Below are 15,643 nucleotides of genomic sequence, written 5' to 3'. Positions count from 1 at the left end.
GGACTGATGACAGGCATGTCCACGGATGCAACCCCCAGCAGTGTGTTGCCGTCCGCGACGCCGTCCAAGGCGTCGCCCGAGATCCTGACCGGCTCGCAGTCGGTCGTCCGCACCCTCGAGCTCCTCGGCGTCACCGACGTCTTCGGGCTCCCCGGGGGTGCCATCCTTCCCATCTACGACGCGATCATGGACTCCACCCGGATCCGTCACGTCCTCGTCCGTCACGAGCAGGGCGGCGGCCACGCCGCCGAGGGCTACGCGGTGGCGTCCAATAAGGTCGGTGTCGCCATGGCGACCTCCGGCCCCGGCGCCACCAACCTCGTCACGGCCATCATGGACGCCCACATGGACTCCGTCCCGGTCGTGTTCATCACCGGCCAGGTCTTCTCGACCCTGATGGGCACGGACGCGTTCCAGGAGGCCGACATCGTGGGAATCACGATGCCGATCACCAAGCACTCCTTCCTGGTGAAGGACGTCGAGGACATCCCCGCGACGATCGCGGCGGCGTACCACATCGCCGGCACCGGTCGCCCGGGTCCCGTGCTCGTCGACATCACCAAGGATGCGCAGCAGAACACCGCCCCGTTCGTGTGGCCGCCCAAGGTCGACCTGCCGGGGTACCGACCGATCACCAAGGCCCACGGCAAGCAGGTCCTGGCAGCGGCCCAGCTGCTCGCCGAGGCCAAGAAGCCGGTGCTGTACGTGGGCGGCGGAGTGATCCGCGCCCGCGCTTCGCAAGAGCTGTTCGAGCTCGCCGAGGCCACGGGTGCGCCGGTCGTCACCACGCTGACCGCGCGCGGCGCGTTCCCGGACACGCACAAGCAGCACCTGGGCATGCCCGGCATGCACGGGACGGTGCCGGCGGTGCTCTCCCTCCAGGAGTCCGACCTCATCGTGTCGCTCGGCGCGCGGTTCGACGACCGCGTCACCGGCAACACCTCCCTGTTCGCGCCCAACGCGAAGATCGTGCACGTCGACGTCGACCCTGCCGAGATCTCCAAGATCCGTGTCGCCGACGTCCCCATCGTCGGCGATGCCAAGGACGTCATCGTCGATCTGACCGCCGCGTTCCAGGACGCGACCCGCTCCGGCAAGCCCGATCTGATCGAGTGGTGGACCTACCTGAACGGGCTCCGCGAGGAGTTCCCGCTCGGGTATTCGGCCACGAGCGATGGCCTGCTCGCTCCGCAGTACGTCATCCAGCGGATCGGTGAGCTCACCGGGCCCGAGGGCATCTACACGGCGGGCGTCGGCCAGCATCAGATGTGGGCGGCGCAGTTCATCAAATACGAGCGGCCGAACTCGTGGCTCAACTCCGGCGGCGCCGGCACGATGGGCTATTCGGTTCCCGCAGCGATGGGTGCGAAGGTCGCCCAGCCGGACCGCGTGGTGTGGTCGATCGACGGCGACGGCTGCTTCCAGATGACCAATCAGGAGCTCGCCACCTGCACGATCAACAACATCCCGATCAAGGTCGCGATCATCAACAATTCGTCCCTCGGGATGGTGCGGCAGTGGCAGACCCTGTTCTACGACGGGCGCTACTCCAACACCGACCTGAACACGGGCCACGACACCGTCCGCGTCCCCGACTTCGTGAAGCTGGCCGAGGCGTACGGCGCCCTCGGCATCCGCGTCACGAAGGAGGAGGAGGTCGACGCCGCCATCAAGCTGGCGCTGGAGACCAACGACCGCCCGGTGGTGATCGACTTCGTGGTCAGCGCCGACGCCATGGTGTGGCCGATGGTCCCGCAGGGCGTCAGCAACAGCTACGTCCAGTACGCCCGCGACCACAGCCCGTCGTTCGGAGGGGAGTGACCATGAGCACGCACGTTCTGAGCCTCCTCGTGGAGGACAAGCCGGGTCTGCTGACCCGCGTGGCCGGACTGTTCGCCCGTCGCGGCTTCAACATCCACTCGCTCGCGGTGGGCACGAGCGAGGTCGACGGGCTCTCGCGCATCACCGTCGTCGTCGACGTCGAGGAGCTCCCGCTCGAGCAGGTGACCAAGCAGCTCAACAAGCTGATCAACGTCATCAAGATCGTGGAGCTCGACCCCGCACAGTCGGTGCAGCGCGAGCACCTGCTCATCAAGGTGCGGGTGGACAACTCCACGCGTTCGCAGGTGCTCGAGGCTGTGAACCTCTTCCGCGCCCGCGTCGTCGACGTCGCGACGGACGCGCTGGTGATCGAGGTCACCGGCGACAGCGGAAAGACTCAGGCGCTGCTCAAGGTGCTCGAGCCCTACGGCATCAAGGAGATGGCCCAGTCGGGCCTCCTCGCGATCGGCCGCGGCGGCAAGTCCATCACCGAGCGCGTCTTCCGGAACTGAGCGCGCCGCACGGCGAGCCGACCATTCACACGAACCAACCAGCAAGGAGAAGCACCAGTGGCTGAGATCTACTACGACAACGACGCGGACCTCTCGATCATCCAGGGCAAGAAGGTCGCCGTCATCGGTTACGGCTCGCAGGGTCACGCGCATGCGCAGAACCTCCGCGACTCGGGCGTCGAGGTCGTCATCGGCCTGAAGGAGGGCTCGAAGTCGAAGCCGAAGGCCGAGGAGGCGGGCTTCCGCGTCCTCAGCGCCTCCGACGCCGCGGCCTGGGCCGACGTCATCGTCATCCTCGCGCCGGACCAGGTGCAGCGTCACCTGTACGCCGACGACATCCAGGCCAACCTGCAGGAGGGCAACGCCCTCGTCTTCGGGCACGGCTTCAACATCCGCTTCGGCTACATCGAGGCGCCCGAGGGCGTCGACGTGATCATGGTCGCTCCGAAGGGGCCGGGCCACACGGTGCGCCGCGAGTACGAGGCCGGCCGTGGCGTCCCCGTCATCGTCGCCGTCGAGAAGGACGCGTCGGGCAACGCCTGGCCGCTCGTCCTCTCGTACGCGAAGGCGATCGGCGGCCTCCGCGCAGGCGGCATCAAGACCACGTTCACCGAGGAGACCGAGACGGACCTCTTCGGCGAGCAGGCCGTGCTCTGCGGCGGCGTCTCGCAGCTCGTCCAGTACGGCTTCGAGACCCTGACCGAGGCCGGCTACCAGCCGCAGGTCGCCTACTTCGAGGTGCTCCACGAGCTCAAGCTCATCGTCGACCTGATGTGGGAAGGCGGCATCGCCAAGCAGCGCTGGAGCGTCTCCGACACGGCCGAGTACGGCGACTACGTCTCCGGCCCGCGCGTCATCGACCCGCACGTCAAGGAGAACATGAAGGCGGTGCTCTCCGACATCCAGGACGGCACCTTCGCCAAGCGCTTCATCGCCGACCAGGACGCCGGCGCGCCGGAGTTCCTGGAGCTCCGCAAGAAGGGCGAGCAGCACCCCATCGAGGCCACCGGCCGCGAGCTGCGCAAGCTCTTCGCGTGGAACGCGTCGAACGACGACGACTACGTCGACGGCGAGGTCGCGCGCTGATCGCGGCACGCTAGTCCCTGCTCTGCGCAGTAGTCTCAGGGTGCCGCACGCGAGGCGTGCGGCACCCTTCTGCGTCAGGAGCCACATGGGCATCGCCGTCGAGATCGCCGTGCAGGACGTCGTCGGCGTTCGCGTCGCCCTGGCGGGAGGCGCCGACCGGGTCGAAGTCTGCAGCGCGCTCGGGATGGGCGGGCTCACGCCCTCCGCCGCGCTCATCGCCGGGGCGGTCGCGGAAGCGCGCGACGCCGGTCGCGATGGCTTCGTCCACGTACTCGTCCGCCCGCGCGGCGGCGGGTTCGTCTATGACGCAGACGAGGTGGCGCTGACGGTCGCCGATGTGCGGTTCGCCCGCGAGTCCGGGGCTGCGGGCGTGGTGGTCGGCGCGCTGAACGACAGCGGGGCCGTGGATGCGGAGGCCGTCGCGGCCATCGTGGACGCGGCCGGGCCGCTGACGGTGACGTTCCACCGCGCGATCGACGTCGCGCCGGACCCGGTGCGTGCTGCGGAGCGGCTGGCGGAACTCGGCGTCGCGCGCATCCTCACCTCCGGCGGCGCCGAGCGCAGCATCGACGGCGTCGCGGTGCTGCGGCAGCTGACGGATCGCGTGGGCGGCCGCGTGCAGGTGATGGCGGGCGGGGGAGTGCGCGTCGACGACATCCCCGACATCGTGGCGACCGGGGTGGATGCGGTCCATCTGTCCGCGCGCGACGCGGTGCACGGGGCGCCCAGCGGGCCGGGCGGAGGCGCCGCGACCTACGACATCACGGATGCCCGGATCGTCCATGCGGCGGTGGAGACGGCGAAGCGTCGGCGCTGAGGCGCTCCGCTCTGCGTGCGGCTAGAGCACGCAGAACAGGCAGAGCGCGATCAGCACGATCTGCAGGATGAGTCGCGGGACGAGGGGCGTCGCGAAGACCCCGAACCGCTCGGTCTTGCCCGCGGCGTAGGCGTTCGCCGGGAAGACCGCCACCAGGAAGATCGCCAGGCAGATGGCGGCGGGGACGCGCGTGGCCGGGATCAGCAGCCCGATGCCGCCGAGGATCTCGCAGACTCCGGTGAACGCCACCAGGATGCTCGGACGCACGACCCGCAGGGCCGGCGGAACCATCGCCGCCATGCCGCGAGCCGGCCCAGGGACGAAGTGCAGCGTCCCCATCGCGACGAACACCACCGTGAGCAGGATGCGGACGATGAGCTGTGCGATCTCCAGAAGTGTCACCATGCCATCCTCCCCTGAGGTTGTCCGCAGGCGGGCGTAACGCGGCGAAAGGCGGGGGTGGCGTCCCGCTAGAGTTAAGCCGTTCCGCGCCCCACCGACCGTGGCGCAGTCCTCCCAAGCCAGCCCTCGCACTCTGTAAGGAACTGCCACGTGACAAAGCCGGTCGTCCTGATCGCCGAAGAACTCTCGCCCGCCACCGTCGACGCCCTCGGGCCCGACTTCGAGATCCGCTCGGTGGACGGGACCGACCGGCCGGCGCTCCTCTCGGCGGTTGCCGACGCCGACGCTATCCTGGTGCGCTCCGCGACCAAGGTCGACGCCGAGGTCATCGCGGCCGCACCGGTGCTGAAGGTCGTCGCCCGCGCGGGCGTCGGACTCGACAATGTCGACATCAAGACGGCGACAAACGCGGGCGTCATGGTCGTCAATGCGCCCACCTCGAACATCATCTCGGCGGCGGAGCTGACGGTCGGCCACATCCTGAGCCTCGCCCGCCACATCCCGGCAGCGCACAACGCGCTCGCTCAGGGCCAGTGGAAGCGCTCGAAGTACACCGGTGTGGAGCTGTACGAGAAGACGATCGGCATCATCGGCCTCGGCCGGATCGGCGCCCTGATCACCGCGCGCCTGCAGTCGTTCGGTACCAACGTCATCGCCTACGACCCCTACGTCACGAGCGCGCGGGCGCAGCAGCTCGGCGTCCAGCTGGTCACCCTCGACGAGCTGCTCGCGCAGTCCGACTTCATCACCATCCACATGCCGAAGACGCCCGAGACGACCGGCATGATTTCCGACGACCAGCTGGCGCTGATGAAGAAGACGGCGTTCATCGTCAACGTCGCGCGCGGCGGCCTGATCGACGAGGATGCGCTCTACCGCGCGCTGACCACGGGCACGATCGCCGGCGCCGGCCTTGACGTCTTCGTCTCGGAGCCCCCGCAGGACTCGCCGCTGCTCGCGCTCGAGAACGTCGTCGTCACGCCGCACCTCGGCGCCTCCACCGACGAAGCGCAGGAGAAGGCGGGCGTCTCGGTCGCGCGCTCCGTGCGGCTGGCGCTCTCGGGTGAGCTCGTGCCCGACGCGGTGAATGTCGCCGGCGGCGTCATCGACCCGTACGTGCGTCCCGGTATCCCGCTGGTCGAGAAGCTCGGCCAGGTGTTCTCCGGGCTCGCCAGCAGCCCGGTGACGAGCGTCGACGTCGAGGTGCGCGGAGAGCTCGCCGACTACGACGTCAGCGTGCTCAAGCTCGCTGCGCTGAAGGGCATCTTCACCAACATCGTCAGCGAGACGGTGTCGTACGTGAACGCCCCGCTGCTCGCCGACCAGCGCGGCATCGAGGTTCGCCTCATCACCGACTCCGTGAGCGAGGAGTACCGCAACCTGATCACCCTGCGCGGCGCGCTCAGCGACGGCTCGCAGATCTCCGTGTCGGGCACGCTGACCGGCCCGAAGCAGATCGAGAAGATCGTCGGCATCAACGGCTACGACGTGGAGGTGCCGGTCGCCGAGCACCTCGTGGTCATGGTCTACGACGACCGCCCCGGCATCGTCGCGGTGTACGGCCGCGAGTTCGGCGAGGCCGCGATCAACATCGCGGGCATGCAGGTCGCGCGGACCTCGGCCGGCGGCAAGGCGCTCAGCGTCCTCACCGTCGACTCGCGGGTGCCGGACGGCCTGCTCGAGAAGGTGCGCCTCGCGATCGACGCCGACCTGATGCAGGAGATCGACATCACCGAGTCCTGATCGGTGTCGCGGGCGTCCGGCCGCTCCGGTCGGTGCCCCGCGCTCCGGCCGGCCTCCGCCGGAGACCTGTGCCCTTCTGTCGGAGATCCGCCGGCTTCCGTCGGAGATCCGCGCGGGTGCGACCCGAATCTCCATCCCGACCGCCTTCCGTCGGAGATCTGGGGCACTTTCTCCGACGGTGGCTTTCGGCGTCAGAACCCGTGGGTGCGGCTCTGCGCCCTCGACCGCCCGTCGTCGTGCGGCCGGACTCCGACCTACGCGTCGCCGGCGAACCGGCGGATCAGGGCGACCAGATCGTCGATGTCCGTCTCGTCGCGAAGCACGTTGTTCGCCGCGGGGAGCAGTGCCGTGTTGTAGTACATCCCGTCGCCGATCAGCATGATGGTGCGTGCGACCAGCGGATCGCCCACCGCCTCCTGAAGCACTTCCAGCCAGCGCCGCTGCGCGCGGGCGAGGGCATCCCGCGCCTGAGGGTCGGCCGCCTGTGCGAGCCGGGCGATCGCCACGATCGCGCGCTCGAAGCGTGAGTCGGTCGGGATCGACGTCCGGAGGAAATAGTCGACCGGGCCGTCCGGGGCCGCGCGCATCGCGGCGACGTCCTCGTCGATGAGGGCGGCGAAGCGGTCGAGCACGCCCGCCGCCAGGGCTTCCTTGGAGGCGAAGTGGTAGAGCAGCCCGCCCTTCGAGACGCCGGCGCGCGCGGCGACGGCGTCGAGGGTCGCGGCGCGCTCGCTCTGCTCGGCGAGGAGCTCCTCGAAGGCGTCCAGCACGCGGTCGCGCGCGGACACCGGCGCGCTTGACGGCGCTGTGGCCGCAGCTGTGGCCGCGGCACCGGCTGCCGTGGGTGCGGCGGTCGCGGCGGACTCGCGCGGTGCGGGGGAGGACGGCGCTGCGGCAGGCGGCATGCCCCCATGGTAGCCGCATGATCTTGCTACTGTACCGTCCAGACGGTACAGTAGTGGCCATGACCACGACACCGACCCTCCAGACCCCGGCGATCACGCGCGCGGGCGTGCGCGGCTGGGCGGCGCTCGGCGTCCTCATGCTGCCGACGCTGCTGGTGTCGGTCGACAACACCGTGCTCAGCTTCGCCCTCCCGGCCATCTCCGAGGCGCTGCGCCCGTCGGCGACCGGGATGCTGTGGATCGTCGACATCTACCCGCTGGTCCTGGCCGGGCTGCTCGTGGCGATGGGCAGCCTCGGCGACCGCATCGGCCGCCGCCGGCTGCTGCTCATCGGCGCCACCGGCTTCGCGGTCGTATCAGCCGTCGCAGCCTTCGCCCCGACCGCCGAGCTGCTCATCGCCGCCCGCGCCGCGCTCGGCGTCTTCGGCGCGATGCTGATGCCGTCGACGCTGTCGCTGCTGCGGAGCATCTTCCTCGACCGCGAGCAGCGCCGTCTCGCCATCGCGATCTGGGCCTCCGGCTTCGCGGCCGGCTCCGCGCTCGGCCCGATCGTCGGAGGCGTGCTCCTCGAGCACTTCTGGTGGGGTTCGGTGTTCCTGCTGGCGGTGCCCGTCCTCATCCCGCTGCTCGTGCTCGCACCCCTGCTCGTGCGCGAGTCGCGCGACCCGGCGCCGGGACCGGTGGATGTGCCCGGCATCGTCCTCTCGCTCCTGACCATGGCGCCCATCGTCTACGGCATCAAGGCGCTGGCGGTCGACGGCTTCTCGCCGGTCGCGGTGGTGGCGATCGCGCTCGGCGCCGGCTGCGGCTTCCTGTTCGTGCGGCGGCAGCTGCGGCGCCCCGTTCCGATGCTCGACATGCGGCTGTTCACGCGTCCCGCCTTCAGCGGAGCCGTCGTGGTCAACCTGCTGAGCGTGGTGTCGCTCGTCGGCTTCCTGTTCTTCGTCTCGCAGCACCTCCAGCTCGTCATCGGGCTGACGCCGCTGCAGTCGGGGCTCGTGCTCCTGCCGGGCCTCCTCACGATGATCGTCGCCGGCCTCGTCGTCGTCCCGATCGCCCGTCGCATCCGGCCGGGTCACGTGATCGCGGGCGGGCTGACGCTCTCCGCCGCGGGCTACCTGCTGGTCGCGCTGACCGGCGGGGGAGCGCCGTGGAGCATCCTGCTGGCCGCATTCGTGATGCTGGGTGCGGGGATCGGCGGGGCCGAGACGGTCTCGAACGAGCTCGTCATCTCGACCGCTCCTGCCGCCAAGGCGGGCGCCGCATCGGCGGTGTCGGAGACGGCGTACGAGCTGGGAGCCGTGCTCGGCACGGCGACGCTCGGCACGTTGATCACGGCCTCGTACCGGGCGACGCTGGTCGTCCCGGAGGGACTGACCGCCGCGCAGGCCGACGCCGCAGGGGAGACCCTGGGGGGCGCGGTCACCGTGGCGGCCGGCCTGCCGGGTCCGCTCGGCGAGCAGCTGCTGGCCTCGGCGCGCGCCGCGTTCGACAGCGGTGTCGGGGTCACCGCGGTGATCGGCATCGTCCTGGTGGCGAGCGCCGCGCTGGTCGCTCTCATCACCCTGCGTCACGTGCGCTCCTAAGCGCGGGTGGATGTCGTGGCGCGGCGATAGGGTGGCACTACCGGTTCCGCCCATCGACCAGCGCAGGAGTGCCATGTCCCGTACCGTCAAGCTCGCCGTCATCCCCGGGGACGGGATCGGTCCGGAGGTCATCGCCGAGGCCGTCACGGTGCTCGACGCGGTGACGGAGGGGAGCGGGCTCTCGTTCGAGAAGACCCACTTCTCGCTCGGCGCCGACCGCTACCTGGCGACGGGCGACGTGCTGACGGACGCCGACCTGGAGTCCATCACGGCGCACGACGCCATCCTGCTCGGAGCGGTCGGCGGTGTGCCGGGCGATCCCCGCCTGGCGGGCGCGAACATCGAGCGGGGGCTCCTGCTGAAGCTGCGGTTCTCCCTCGACCACTACGTGAACCTCCGCCCGACGACGCTCTTCCCGGGCATCGCCAGCCCGCTCGCGAACCCCGGCGATGTCGACTTCGTCGTCGTGCGCGAGGGCACGGAGGGTCCGTACGTCGGCAACGGAGGCGCGATCCGGCAGGGCACGCCCCACGAGATCGCCAACGAGGTCTCGGTGAACACCGCCTACGGCGTCGAGCGCGTCGTGCGCTACGCGTTCGAGCAGGCCGCGCAGCGGAGGCGGAAGCTGACACTCGTGCACAAGACCAACGTGCTCACTTTCGCGGGCTCGCTGTGGAAGCGGATCGTGGATGCGGTGGCCGCCGAGCATCCGGACGTCACGGTCGACTACCTCCACGTCGACGCCGCGACCATCTTCCTGGTCACGGATCCTGCTAGATTCGATGTGATCGTCACGGACAACCTCTTCGGCGACATCCTCACCGACCTCGCGGCCGCGATCAGCGGCGGCATCGGGCTGGCGGCCTCGGGCAACATCAACCCGGCCGGGGCCTTCCCGAGCATGTTCGAGCCGGTTCACGGATCGGCCCCCGACATCGCCGGCCAGCAGAAGGCCGACCCCACCGCCGCCATCCTCTCCACGGCGCTCCTGCTCCGCCACCTCGGCGAGAAGGAGCTCGCCGAACGCGTGGAACAGGCGGTGACCGCCGACCTCGCCGCCCGCACGGGCGCTGCGCGAACGACCTCCGAGATCGGCGCAGCGATCGCCGCGCGAGTGGCGCAGAATTGATTCACCGTCGCATAAAGGACCTGTCATGACTTCGACCAGCATCTCCCTCACCAGCGGACCCACCGAGACCTCGGGCCTGCTCTGGAACGTCACCCGCAACGAGGCCGCCCGAGACGCGGCGACTCGGGCCGAGATCCTCGCGGACCCCGGTTTCGGCAACCACTTCACCGACCACATGGTCGACATCTGCTGGTCGGCGAAGGGAGGCTGGCACCGTCCGCGCGTGTCGCCCTACGGCCCCATCCAGCTGGAGCCGTCGGCCGCGGTGTTCCACTATGCGCAGGAGATCTTCGAGGGCCTGAAGGCGTACCGCCACGAGGACGGCTCGATCTGGGGCTTCCGCCCGGAGGCGAACGCCGCCCGCATGCAGCGCTCGGCCTACCGCCTCGCGCTCCCCGAGCTGCCGGTGGAGCACTTCCTCGACTCGATCAAGCAGCTCATCGCCGTCGACGGCGACTGGGTGCCGGACGCGCCGGAGACGAGCCTGTACCTCCGGCCGTTCATGTTCGCCAAGGAGGCGTTCCTCGGTGTGCGCCCGGCCAACAAGGTCGCGTACTACCTGATCGCGAGCCCCGCCGGCGCGTACTTCCCGAGCGGCGTCGCCCCGGTGTCCATCTGGCTGTCCGACCGCTGGTCGCGCGCAGGCAAGGGCGGAACGGGTGCGGCGAAGACCGGCGGGAACTACGCCTCGAGCCTGCTCCCGCAGTCGGAGGCGTACGAGCACGGCTGCGCCCAGGTGCTCTTCCTCGACTCGGTCGAGGGCAAGTACCTCGAAGAGCTCGGCGGGATGAACGTGGTGCTCGTGCGCAAGGACGGCACGCTGATCACGCCCGAGTCCGACAGCATCCTCGAGGGCATCACCCTCGACTCTGTGCTGCAGCTCGCCCGCGACCGCGGCCACGCCGTCGAGCGCCGCAAGGTGACGCTCGACGAGTGGCGCGACGGCGTGGAGTCCGGCGACATCGTCGAGGTGTTCGCGTGCGGCACGGCCGCGGTGATCACCCCGATCGGCGAGCTGAAGTCGGACACGTTCACCGTCGGCGACATCACCGCGCCTCCCGGCGAGCTGACGATGTCGCTGCGCCAGGAGCTGACGGACATCCAGTACGGCCGTGAGCGCGACCGTCACAACTGGATGTACCGTCTCGACGCGTAGTCCGCTGTTGTGCGGACGGAGGAGTTTCCGCTCCGTCCGTCGGCGTTTCGCGCGAAAGGGGGGAGTCTGCGGCCGGTTCGGCCGCAGACTCCTCCCTTTCGCATGAGGCGGGAACACGATGCCCTCGGGCCGAACCCTGACTAGCATCGAGGCATGGGTGACGGGACCGTGTTCGCCGTCGTCGGACCGGGCGCGGTCGGCGGCCTCCTCGCCTGGCTGCTGCATCGCGCCGGGCACGACGTGGTCGCGGTGGGCCGCCCTGGCACGGTCGAGGCGATCCGGCGCGACGGCATCGAGGTGCGGAGCGAGCTCTTCGGCGACGGGGTCGAGCGTGTCCCGGCCGCGACGGAGGTGCCGGCCGGGGCGAGCGTCCTGCTCGCGACCAATGCGTACGGACTGGATGACGTGCTCCCCGGCGTCGTGGCGGCGCGACCCGCCGAGGTGATCTCCTTCCTCAACGGCGTCGAGCACATGGAGCCGCTGCGGGCCGCCCTTCCGGGTGTGCCGGTCGCGGGCGCATCCATCGCGGTGTCGGCGCTGCGCGCATCCACCACCGTCATCGACCACCGGAGCCCGTTCGTCCGCATCGAAGCGCCGCAGGCGGCGGCCGGCTTCGCCTCGGTTCTCGCGCTCACCGACGCCGGGCCCAGCGTCCGCGTCGGCGGCAGCGAGGCGGAGGTCCTCTGGGCGAAGTTCCGCCTGCTGGCCTCCCTCGCCCTCCTCACCTCCTACTGGCGGCAGCCGGCCGGGCCTGCCCTCAGTGAGGACCCCGAGCTGACCGAGGGAGTCGTCCGCGAGGTGGTCGCCTGCTCCGCCGCCGAGGGGGTCCCCGCGTCGGAACTCGACCTGGTGCGCGCCCTCCGCAGCGTGCCCGGCGGGATGCGCACCTCCCTCCAGGAGGACCTCGCCGCGGGCGCTCCCAGCGAGCTCGACGCCATCGGCGGAGCGCTCCTGCGCATCGGTGAGCGGCACGGCATCCCGACGCCCTCCCTTGCGCGCATCCTGTCGGCGCTAGGCTCGAACGCGTGAAGATCGCACGTTTCAGCCACACCCGCGAAGGCTCGTCGACGCCCGCCATCGACTACGGCATCGTCGACGAGGACGCCCTGGTCGTGCTCGCCGGCGACCCGATGTTCGTCGGATTCGAGACCACGGGAGAGCGCGTCCCGCTGGGCAAGGTCGGGTCGTTGCTCGCGCCCGTCATCCCGCGGTCGAAGGTCGTCGCGGTCGGCAAGAACTACCGCGAGCACGCCGCCGAGATGGGCGGGGAGGCGCCGGGGGAGCCGCTGCTGTTCCTGAAGCCGAACACGGCCGTGATCGGCCTGGGCGACGCGATCGTGGTGCCGCCGCAGTCCGAGCGCGTCGACTACGAAGGCGAGCTGGCCGTGGTGATCGGCAAGATCGCCCGCAACGTCCGTGCGGAGGACGCCGCCGAGCACATCTTCGGCTACACCGTGGCGAACGACGTCACCGCGCGCGACCTGCAGGAGAAGGACGGCCAGTGGACACGGGCCAAAGGTTTCGACACCTTTTGCCCGCTCGGCCCGGTCATCGAGACGGAGCTCGCGCCCGACGCGGTGCTGCGGACCCGCCTGAACGGGGAGCTGAAGCAGGAGGCGCCGATCTCGGACATGGTGCACGACATCCCGTCGATCATCGCGTACGCGTCGAGCGTGTTCACGCTGCTGCCGGGCGACGTCATCCTGACCGGCACACCGTCGGGGATTGGCCCGATGAAGGCCGGCGACACCGTCGAGGTGGAGGTCGAGGGCCTCGGGTCGCTGGTGAATCCGGTGCGCGCCCCGAAGTAGCCTCCCCGGTAGGATCGAAGACGTATGTCTGACTCGATCGCTCACCCGTTCTCCGAGGCCACCGGCGCCGATGTGCGCGTGCGCTTCTGCCCGTCGCCGACCGGTACTCCGCACGTCGGCCTGATCCGCACCGCCCTGTTCAACTGGGCGTACGCGCGCCACACGGGCGGGAAGATGGTGTTCCGCATCGAGGACACCGACGCCGCCCGCGACAGCGAGGAGAGCTACCAGCAGATCCTGGATGCGCTGCGCTGGCTGCGCCTCGACTGGGACGAGGGCATCGACGTCGGAGGCCCCGACGGCCCCTACCGGCAGTCGCAGCGGTACGGCATCTACCGCGACCTCATCCAGAAGCTGCGCGATTCCGGTCACATCTACGAGAGCTTCGCGACAGCGGAGGAGATCGAGGCGCGCAACGTGTCGCTCGGCCGCGACCCGAAGCTCGGCTACGACAACTTCGAGCGCGACCTCACCGACGAGCAGAAGGCCGCCTACCGCGCCGAGGGCCGCGAGCCGGCCCTGCGCCTGCGCGTGCCGGACGACGACCTCAGCTTCGACGACCTGGTGCGCGGCGAGATCACCTTCAAGGCAGGCTCGTTCAGCGACTTCGTCGTGGTGCGCCCGAACGGCCACCCGCTGTACACGTTCGTGAACCCGGTGGACGACGCGCTCATGGGCATCACGCACGTGCTCCGCGGCGAGGACCTGCTGTCGTCGACCCCGCGCCAGATCGCGCTGTACCACGCGCTGATCGACGCGGGAGTGACCACGTTCGTCCCGCGCTTCGGCCACCTCCCGTACGTGATGGGGGAGGGCAACAAGAAGCTCTCCAAGCGCGACCCCGAGTCGAACCTGTTCCACCACCGCGACCGCGGCTTCATCCACGAGGGCCTGGTGAACTACCTGGCGCTGCTGGGCTGGTCGCTGACCCATGACCGCGACGTCTTCTCGCTGGAGGAGATGGTTGCGGCGTTTGACGTGAAGGACGTCAACCCGAACCCCGCCCGCTTCGACCTGAAGAAGGCGGAGTCGATCAACGGCGACCACATCCGGCTCTTGGATGTGGCCGACTTCGCCGAGCGCACCGTCCCGTACCTGGCCGCGGCCGGTGTGGTGGAGGAGCCGCTGACGCCCGCCCAGCACGAGGTGCTCGCGAAGGCGGCGCCGCTGGTTCAGGAGCGCGTGCAGCTGCTGGGCGAGACGCCCGGGATGCTCGGCTTCCTCTTCACCGACGCCGCCTCGCTCGTGGTCGAGCCCGACGCCCGCGCTTCGCTGCCGGACAACGCGGGCGAGGTGCTGGCCGCGTCCCTCGGTGCGCTGGAGCTGGTGCCCGAGGCGGAGTGGAACCACGAGGCCATCGAGTCCGCGCTGCGCGACGCCCTGGTCGAGGGGATGGCGCTGAAGCCGCGTGTCGCCTTCGGCCCGCTGCGGGTGGCGCTGTCCGGCCGTCGCGTGTCGCCGCCGCTGTTCGAGTCGATGGAGATCCTGGGCAAGGCCGAGACCATCGCCCGGCTCGACCGACTGTCGGCGGACCTGGGCTAGCGCGATGACCGGTGTGACCGCGGCGCCGGCTCTCGAGCCGTCCTACGAGGTCGTCGTCATCGGCGGAGGCCCCGCGGGCCTGTCCGCGGCACTCAACCTGGCTCGCGCCCGGCGACGCGTTCTCGTGGTGGACGGCAACCGCCCGCGCCACGCGGCGACCCTGCTCGCCCATGGGTTCCTCACCCGCGACGGCGTCAGCCCGCTGGAGCTGCGCCGCATGGGCCGGGAGGAAGTGGACGCGTACGACAACGCGACCGTCGTCTTCGCCCAGGTCGGCGCGGTCTCGGTGGAGGGCGACGGCTTCCGGGTCGCTGCTCGCGGGGTGCGCGGCGGCGCGGACGTGAACGTGCGCGCCGACACCGTGCTGATCGCGACCGGGGTGACGGAGACGATGCCGGCCATCCCGAGCCTCCGCGCCTTCTACGGCACCCAGCTGCACAGCTGCATCGAGTGCGACGGCTTCGAGTCGGCCGGTCAACCGCTCGCGCTGATCGGCGAGACCGACGACCTGGCCGAGCGCGCCCTCCTGCTCACCCAGTGGACGGACGACCTCATCGTCTTCACGAACGGCGTCGCGCCCATCGGCGAGGACGAGGAGCGCACGCTCGGCCGCCTCGGCGTGCGCGTCGACCGGCGCCCGATCGACGACGTGGTGGGCGAGAAGGGCGTCATGACCGGCGTCCGGCTCGCGGACGGCACGGTCGTCGAGCGGGCCGGCGGGTTCCTGCGCCCGGTATGGTCGCCCTCCCTGTCGTTCGTGGATGCGCTCGACCTCGACCGCGACGCCGACGGCTACCTGCTGACCGACGCGGACGGCCGCACGTCGGTGCCCGGCGTGTACGCGGCGGGGGAGACGACGGCTCCCGGACCGCAGCAGCTGATCGTCGCCGCGGGCTCCGGTGCGGTGGTCGCCGCGGCCGTCAACCGCGACCTCATCGGGCTCTCTCTGGAGGACGCCCCCGTTTTGTAGTCCGGCCTGCCGGTAGGCTAGAGTTGTTTCTCGTGCCCGGACTACGGTTCAGGCCGGTGGGGTATGGTGTAATTGGCAACACGGCTGATTCTGGTTCAGTTGTTCTTGGTTCGAGTCCAGGTACCCCAGCAAGAAGCGCCCCGGTTCTCCGGGGCTTTTTTGT

At 70.2% G+C, this 15,643-nt stretch carries 14 protein-coding genes and 1 tRNA gene; 13 read left to right on the top strand and 2 right to left on the bottom strand.

Annotated elements, in window-relative coordinates; all coding sequences use genetic code 11:
- Positions 1-6: 6 nt before the first annotated feature.
- The 4 genes from ACF1AJ_RS06095 (at position 7) to ACF1AJ_RS06080 (ending at position 4,236) form a co-directional block, all read left to right on the top strand.
- On the top strand, positions 7-1,821 hold the full coding sequence (locus ACF1AJ_RS06095) for an acetolactate synthase large subunit (RefSeq protein ID WP_391506548.1): 1,815 nt from the start codon (positions 7-9) through the stop codon (positions 1,819-1,821).
- A gap of 2 nt (positions 1,822-1,823) precedes the next feature.
- Positions 1,824-2,333: an acetolactate synthase small subunit gene (gene ilvN / locus ACF1AJ_RS06090; RefSeq protein WP_309858537.1), complete on the top strand. Its 510-nt coding sequence runs from the start codon at positions 1,824-1,826 to the stop codon at positions 2,331-2,333.
- Between the two features lie 57 nt (positions 2,334-2,390).
- Positions 2,391-3,419 carry a ketol-acid reductoisomerase gene (gene ilvC, locus ACF1AJ_RS06085; RefSeq protein WP_391506547.1) on the top strand — a complete coding sequence of 343 codons (1,029 nt, stop codon included), beginning with the start codon at positions 2,391-2,393 and terminating at the stop codon, positions 3,417-3,419.
- An 85-nt stretch (positions 3,420-3,504) separates the two neighbouring features.
- Positions 3,505-4,236, top strand: coding sequence for a copper homeostasis protein CutC (locus ACF1AJ_RS06080; protein WP_391506546.1), 732 nt, complete (start codon positions 3,505-3,507; stop codon positions 4,234-4,236).
- A 21-nt stretch (positions 4,237-4,257) separates the two neighbouring features.
- Here the strand turns inward: ACF1AJ_RS06080 and ACF1AJ_RS06075 are convergent, their stop codons facing one another.
- On the bottom strand, positions 4,258-4,641 hold the full coding sequence (locus ACF1AJ_RS06075) for a DoxX family membrane protein (protein ID WP_391506545.1): 384 nt from the start codon (positions 4,639-4,641) through the stop codon (positions 4,258-4,260).
- Positions 4,642-4,788: 147 nt separating this feature from the next.
- Here ACF1AJ_RS06075 and serA point away from each other — a divergent pair, with 147 nt between their 5' ends.
- Complete coding sequence (gene serA, locus ACF1AJ_RS06070) at positions 4,789-6,381, top strand: phosphoglycerate dehydrogenase (protein WP_309858550.1); 1,593 nt, start codon at positions 4,789-4,791, stop codon at positions 6,379-6,381.
- Positions 6,382-6,635: 254 nt separating this feature from the next.
- Here serA and ACF1AJ_RS06065 read toward each other — a convergent pair whose 3' ends face one another.
- Positions 6,636-7,286 carry a TetR family transcriptional regulator gene (locus ACF1AJ_RS06065; protein ID WP_391506544.1) on the bottom strand — a complete coding sequence of 217 codons (651 nt, stop codon included), beginning with the start codon at positions 7,284-7,286 and terminating at the stop codon, positions 6,636-6,638.
- A gap of 59 nt (positions 7,287-7,345) precedes the next feature.
- Between ACF1AJ_RS06065 and ACF1AJ_RS06060 the strand changes: the two genes are divergently transcribed.
- The 8 genes from ACF1AJ_RS06060 to ACF1AJ_RS06025 all read left to right on the top strand — a co-directional run bounded on the left by ACF1AJ_RS06060 (position 7,346) and on the right by ACF1AJ_RS06025 (position 15,609).
- Positions 7,346-8,872, top strand: a complete 1,527-nt coding sequence (locus ACF1AJ_RS06060) for an MFS transporter (protein WP_391506543.1) — start codon at positions 7,346-7,348, stop codon at positions 8,870-8,872.
- 73 nt (positions 8,873-8,945) lie between these two features.
- Positions 8,946-10,001 carry a 3-isopropylmalate dehydrogenase gene (locus tag ACF1AJ_RS06055; protein ID WP_391506542.1) on the top strand — a complete coding sequence of 352 codons (1,056 nt, stop codon included), beginning with the start codon at positions 8,946-8,948 and terminating at the stop codon, positions 9,999-10,001.
- Positions 10,002-10,026: 25 nt separating this feature from the next.
- Entirely contained in the window at positions 10,027-11,157 is a 1,131-nt protein-coding gene (locus tag ACF1AJ_RS06050; RefSeq protein WP_391506541.1) for a branched-chain amino acid aminotransferase, read from the top strand.
- Positions 11,158-11,310: 153 nt separating this feature from the next.
- The gene (locus tag ACF1AJ_RS06045; RefSeq protein WP_391506540.1) at positions 11,311-12,186 is read left to right on the top strand and encodes a ketopantoate reductase family protein; all 876 of its coding nucleotides are present in this window, start codon (positions 11,311-11,313) and stop codon (positions 12,184-12,186) included.
- On the top strand, positions 12,183-12,968 hold the full coding sequence (locus ACF1AJ_RS06040; protein ID WP_391506539.1) for a fumarylacetoacetate hydrolase family protein: 786 nt from the start codon (positions 12,183-12,185) through the stop codon (positions 12,966-12,968). The genes ACF1AJ_RS06045 and ACF1AJ_RS06040 overlap by 4 nt, the downstream gene beginning before the upstream one ends.
- A gap of 24 nt (positions 12,969-12,992) precedes the next feature.
- Positions 12,993-14,510 (top strand): glutamate--tRNA ligase, encoded by a 1,518-nt coding sequence (gltX, locus tag ACF1AJ_RS06035; RefSeq protein WP_018190589.1) that lies wholly within the window; start codon positions 12,993-12,995, stop codon positions 14,508-14,510.
- 4 nt (positions 14,511-14,514) lie between these two features.
- Positions 14,515-15,480, top strand: coding sequence for an NAD(P)/FAD-dependent oxidoreductase (locus ACF1AJ_RS06030; RefSeq protein ID WP_391506538.1), 966 nt, complete (start codon positions 14,515-14,517; stop codon positions 15,478-15,480).
- A gap of 57 nt (positions 15,481-15,537) precedes the next feature.
- A tRNA-Gln gene (locus ACF1AJ_RS06025) sits at positions 15,538-15,609 on the top strand.
- Positions 15,610-15,643: the final 34 nt, after the last annotated feature.

Source organism: Leifsonia sp. NPDC014704, from assembly GCF_043083605.1.
In the GTDB taxonomy this organism is placed as follows: Bacteria; Actinomycetota; Actinomycetes; order Actinomycetales; family Microbacteriaceae; genus Leifsonia.
This window is presented reverse-complemented; position numbering and strand designations above follow the sequence as displayed.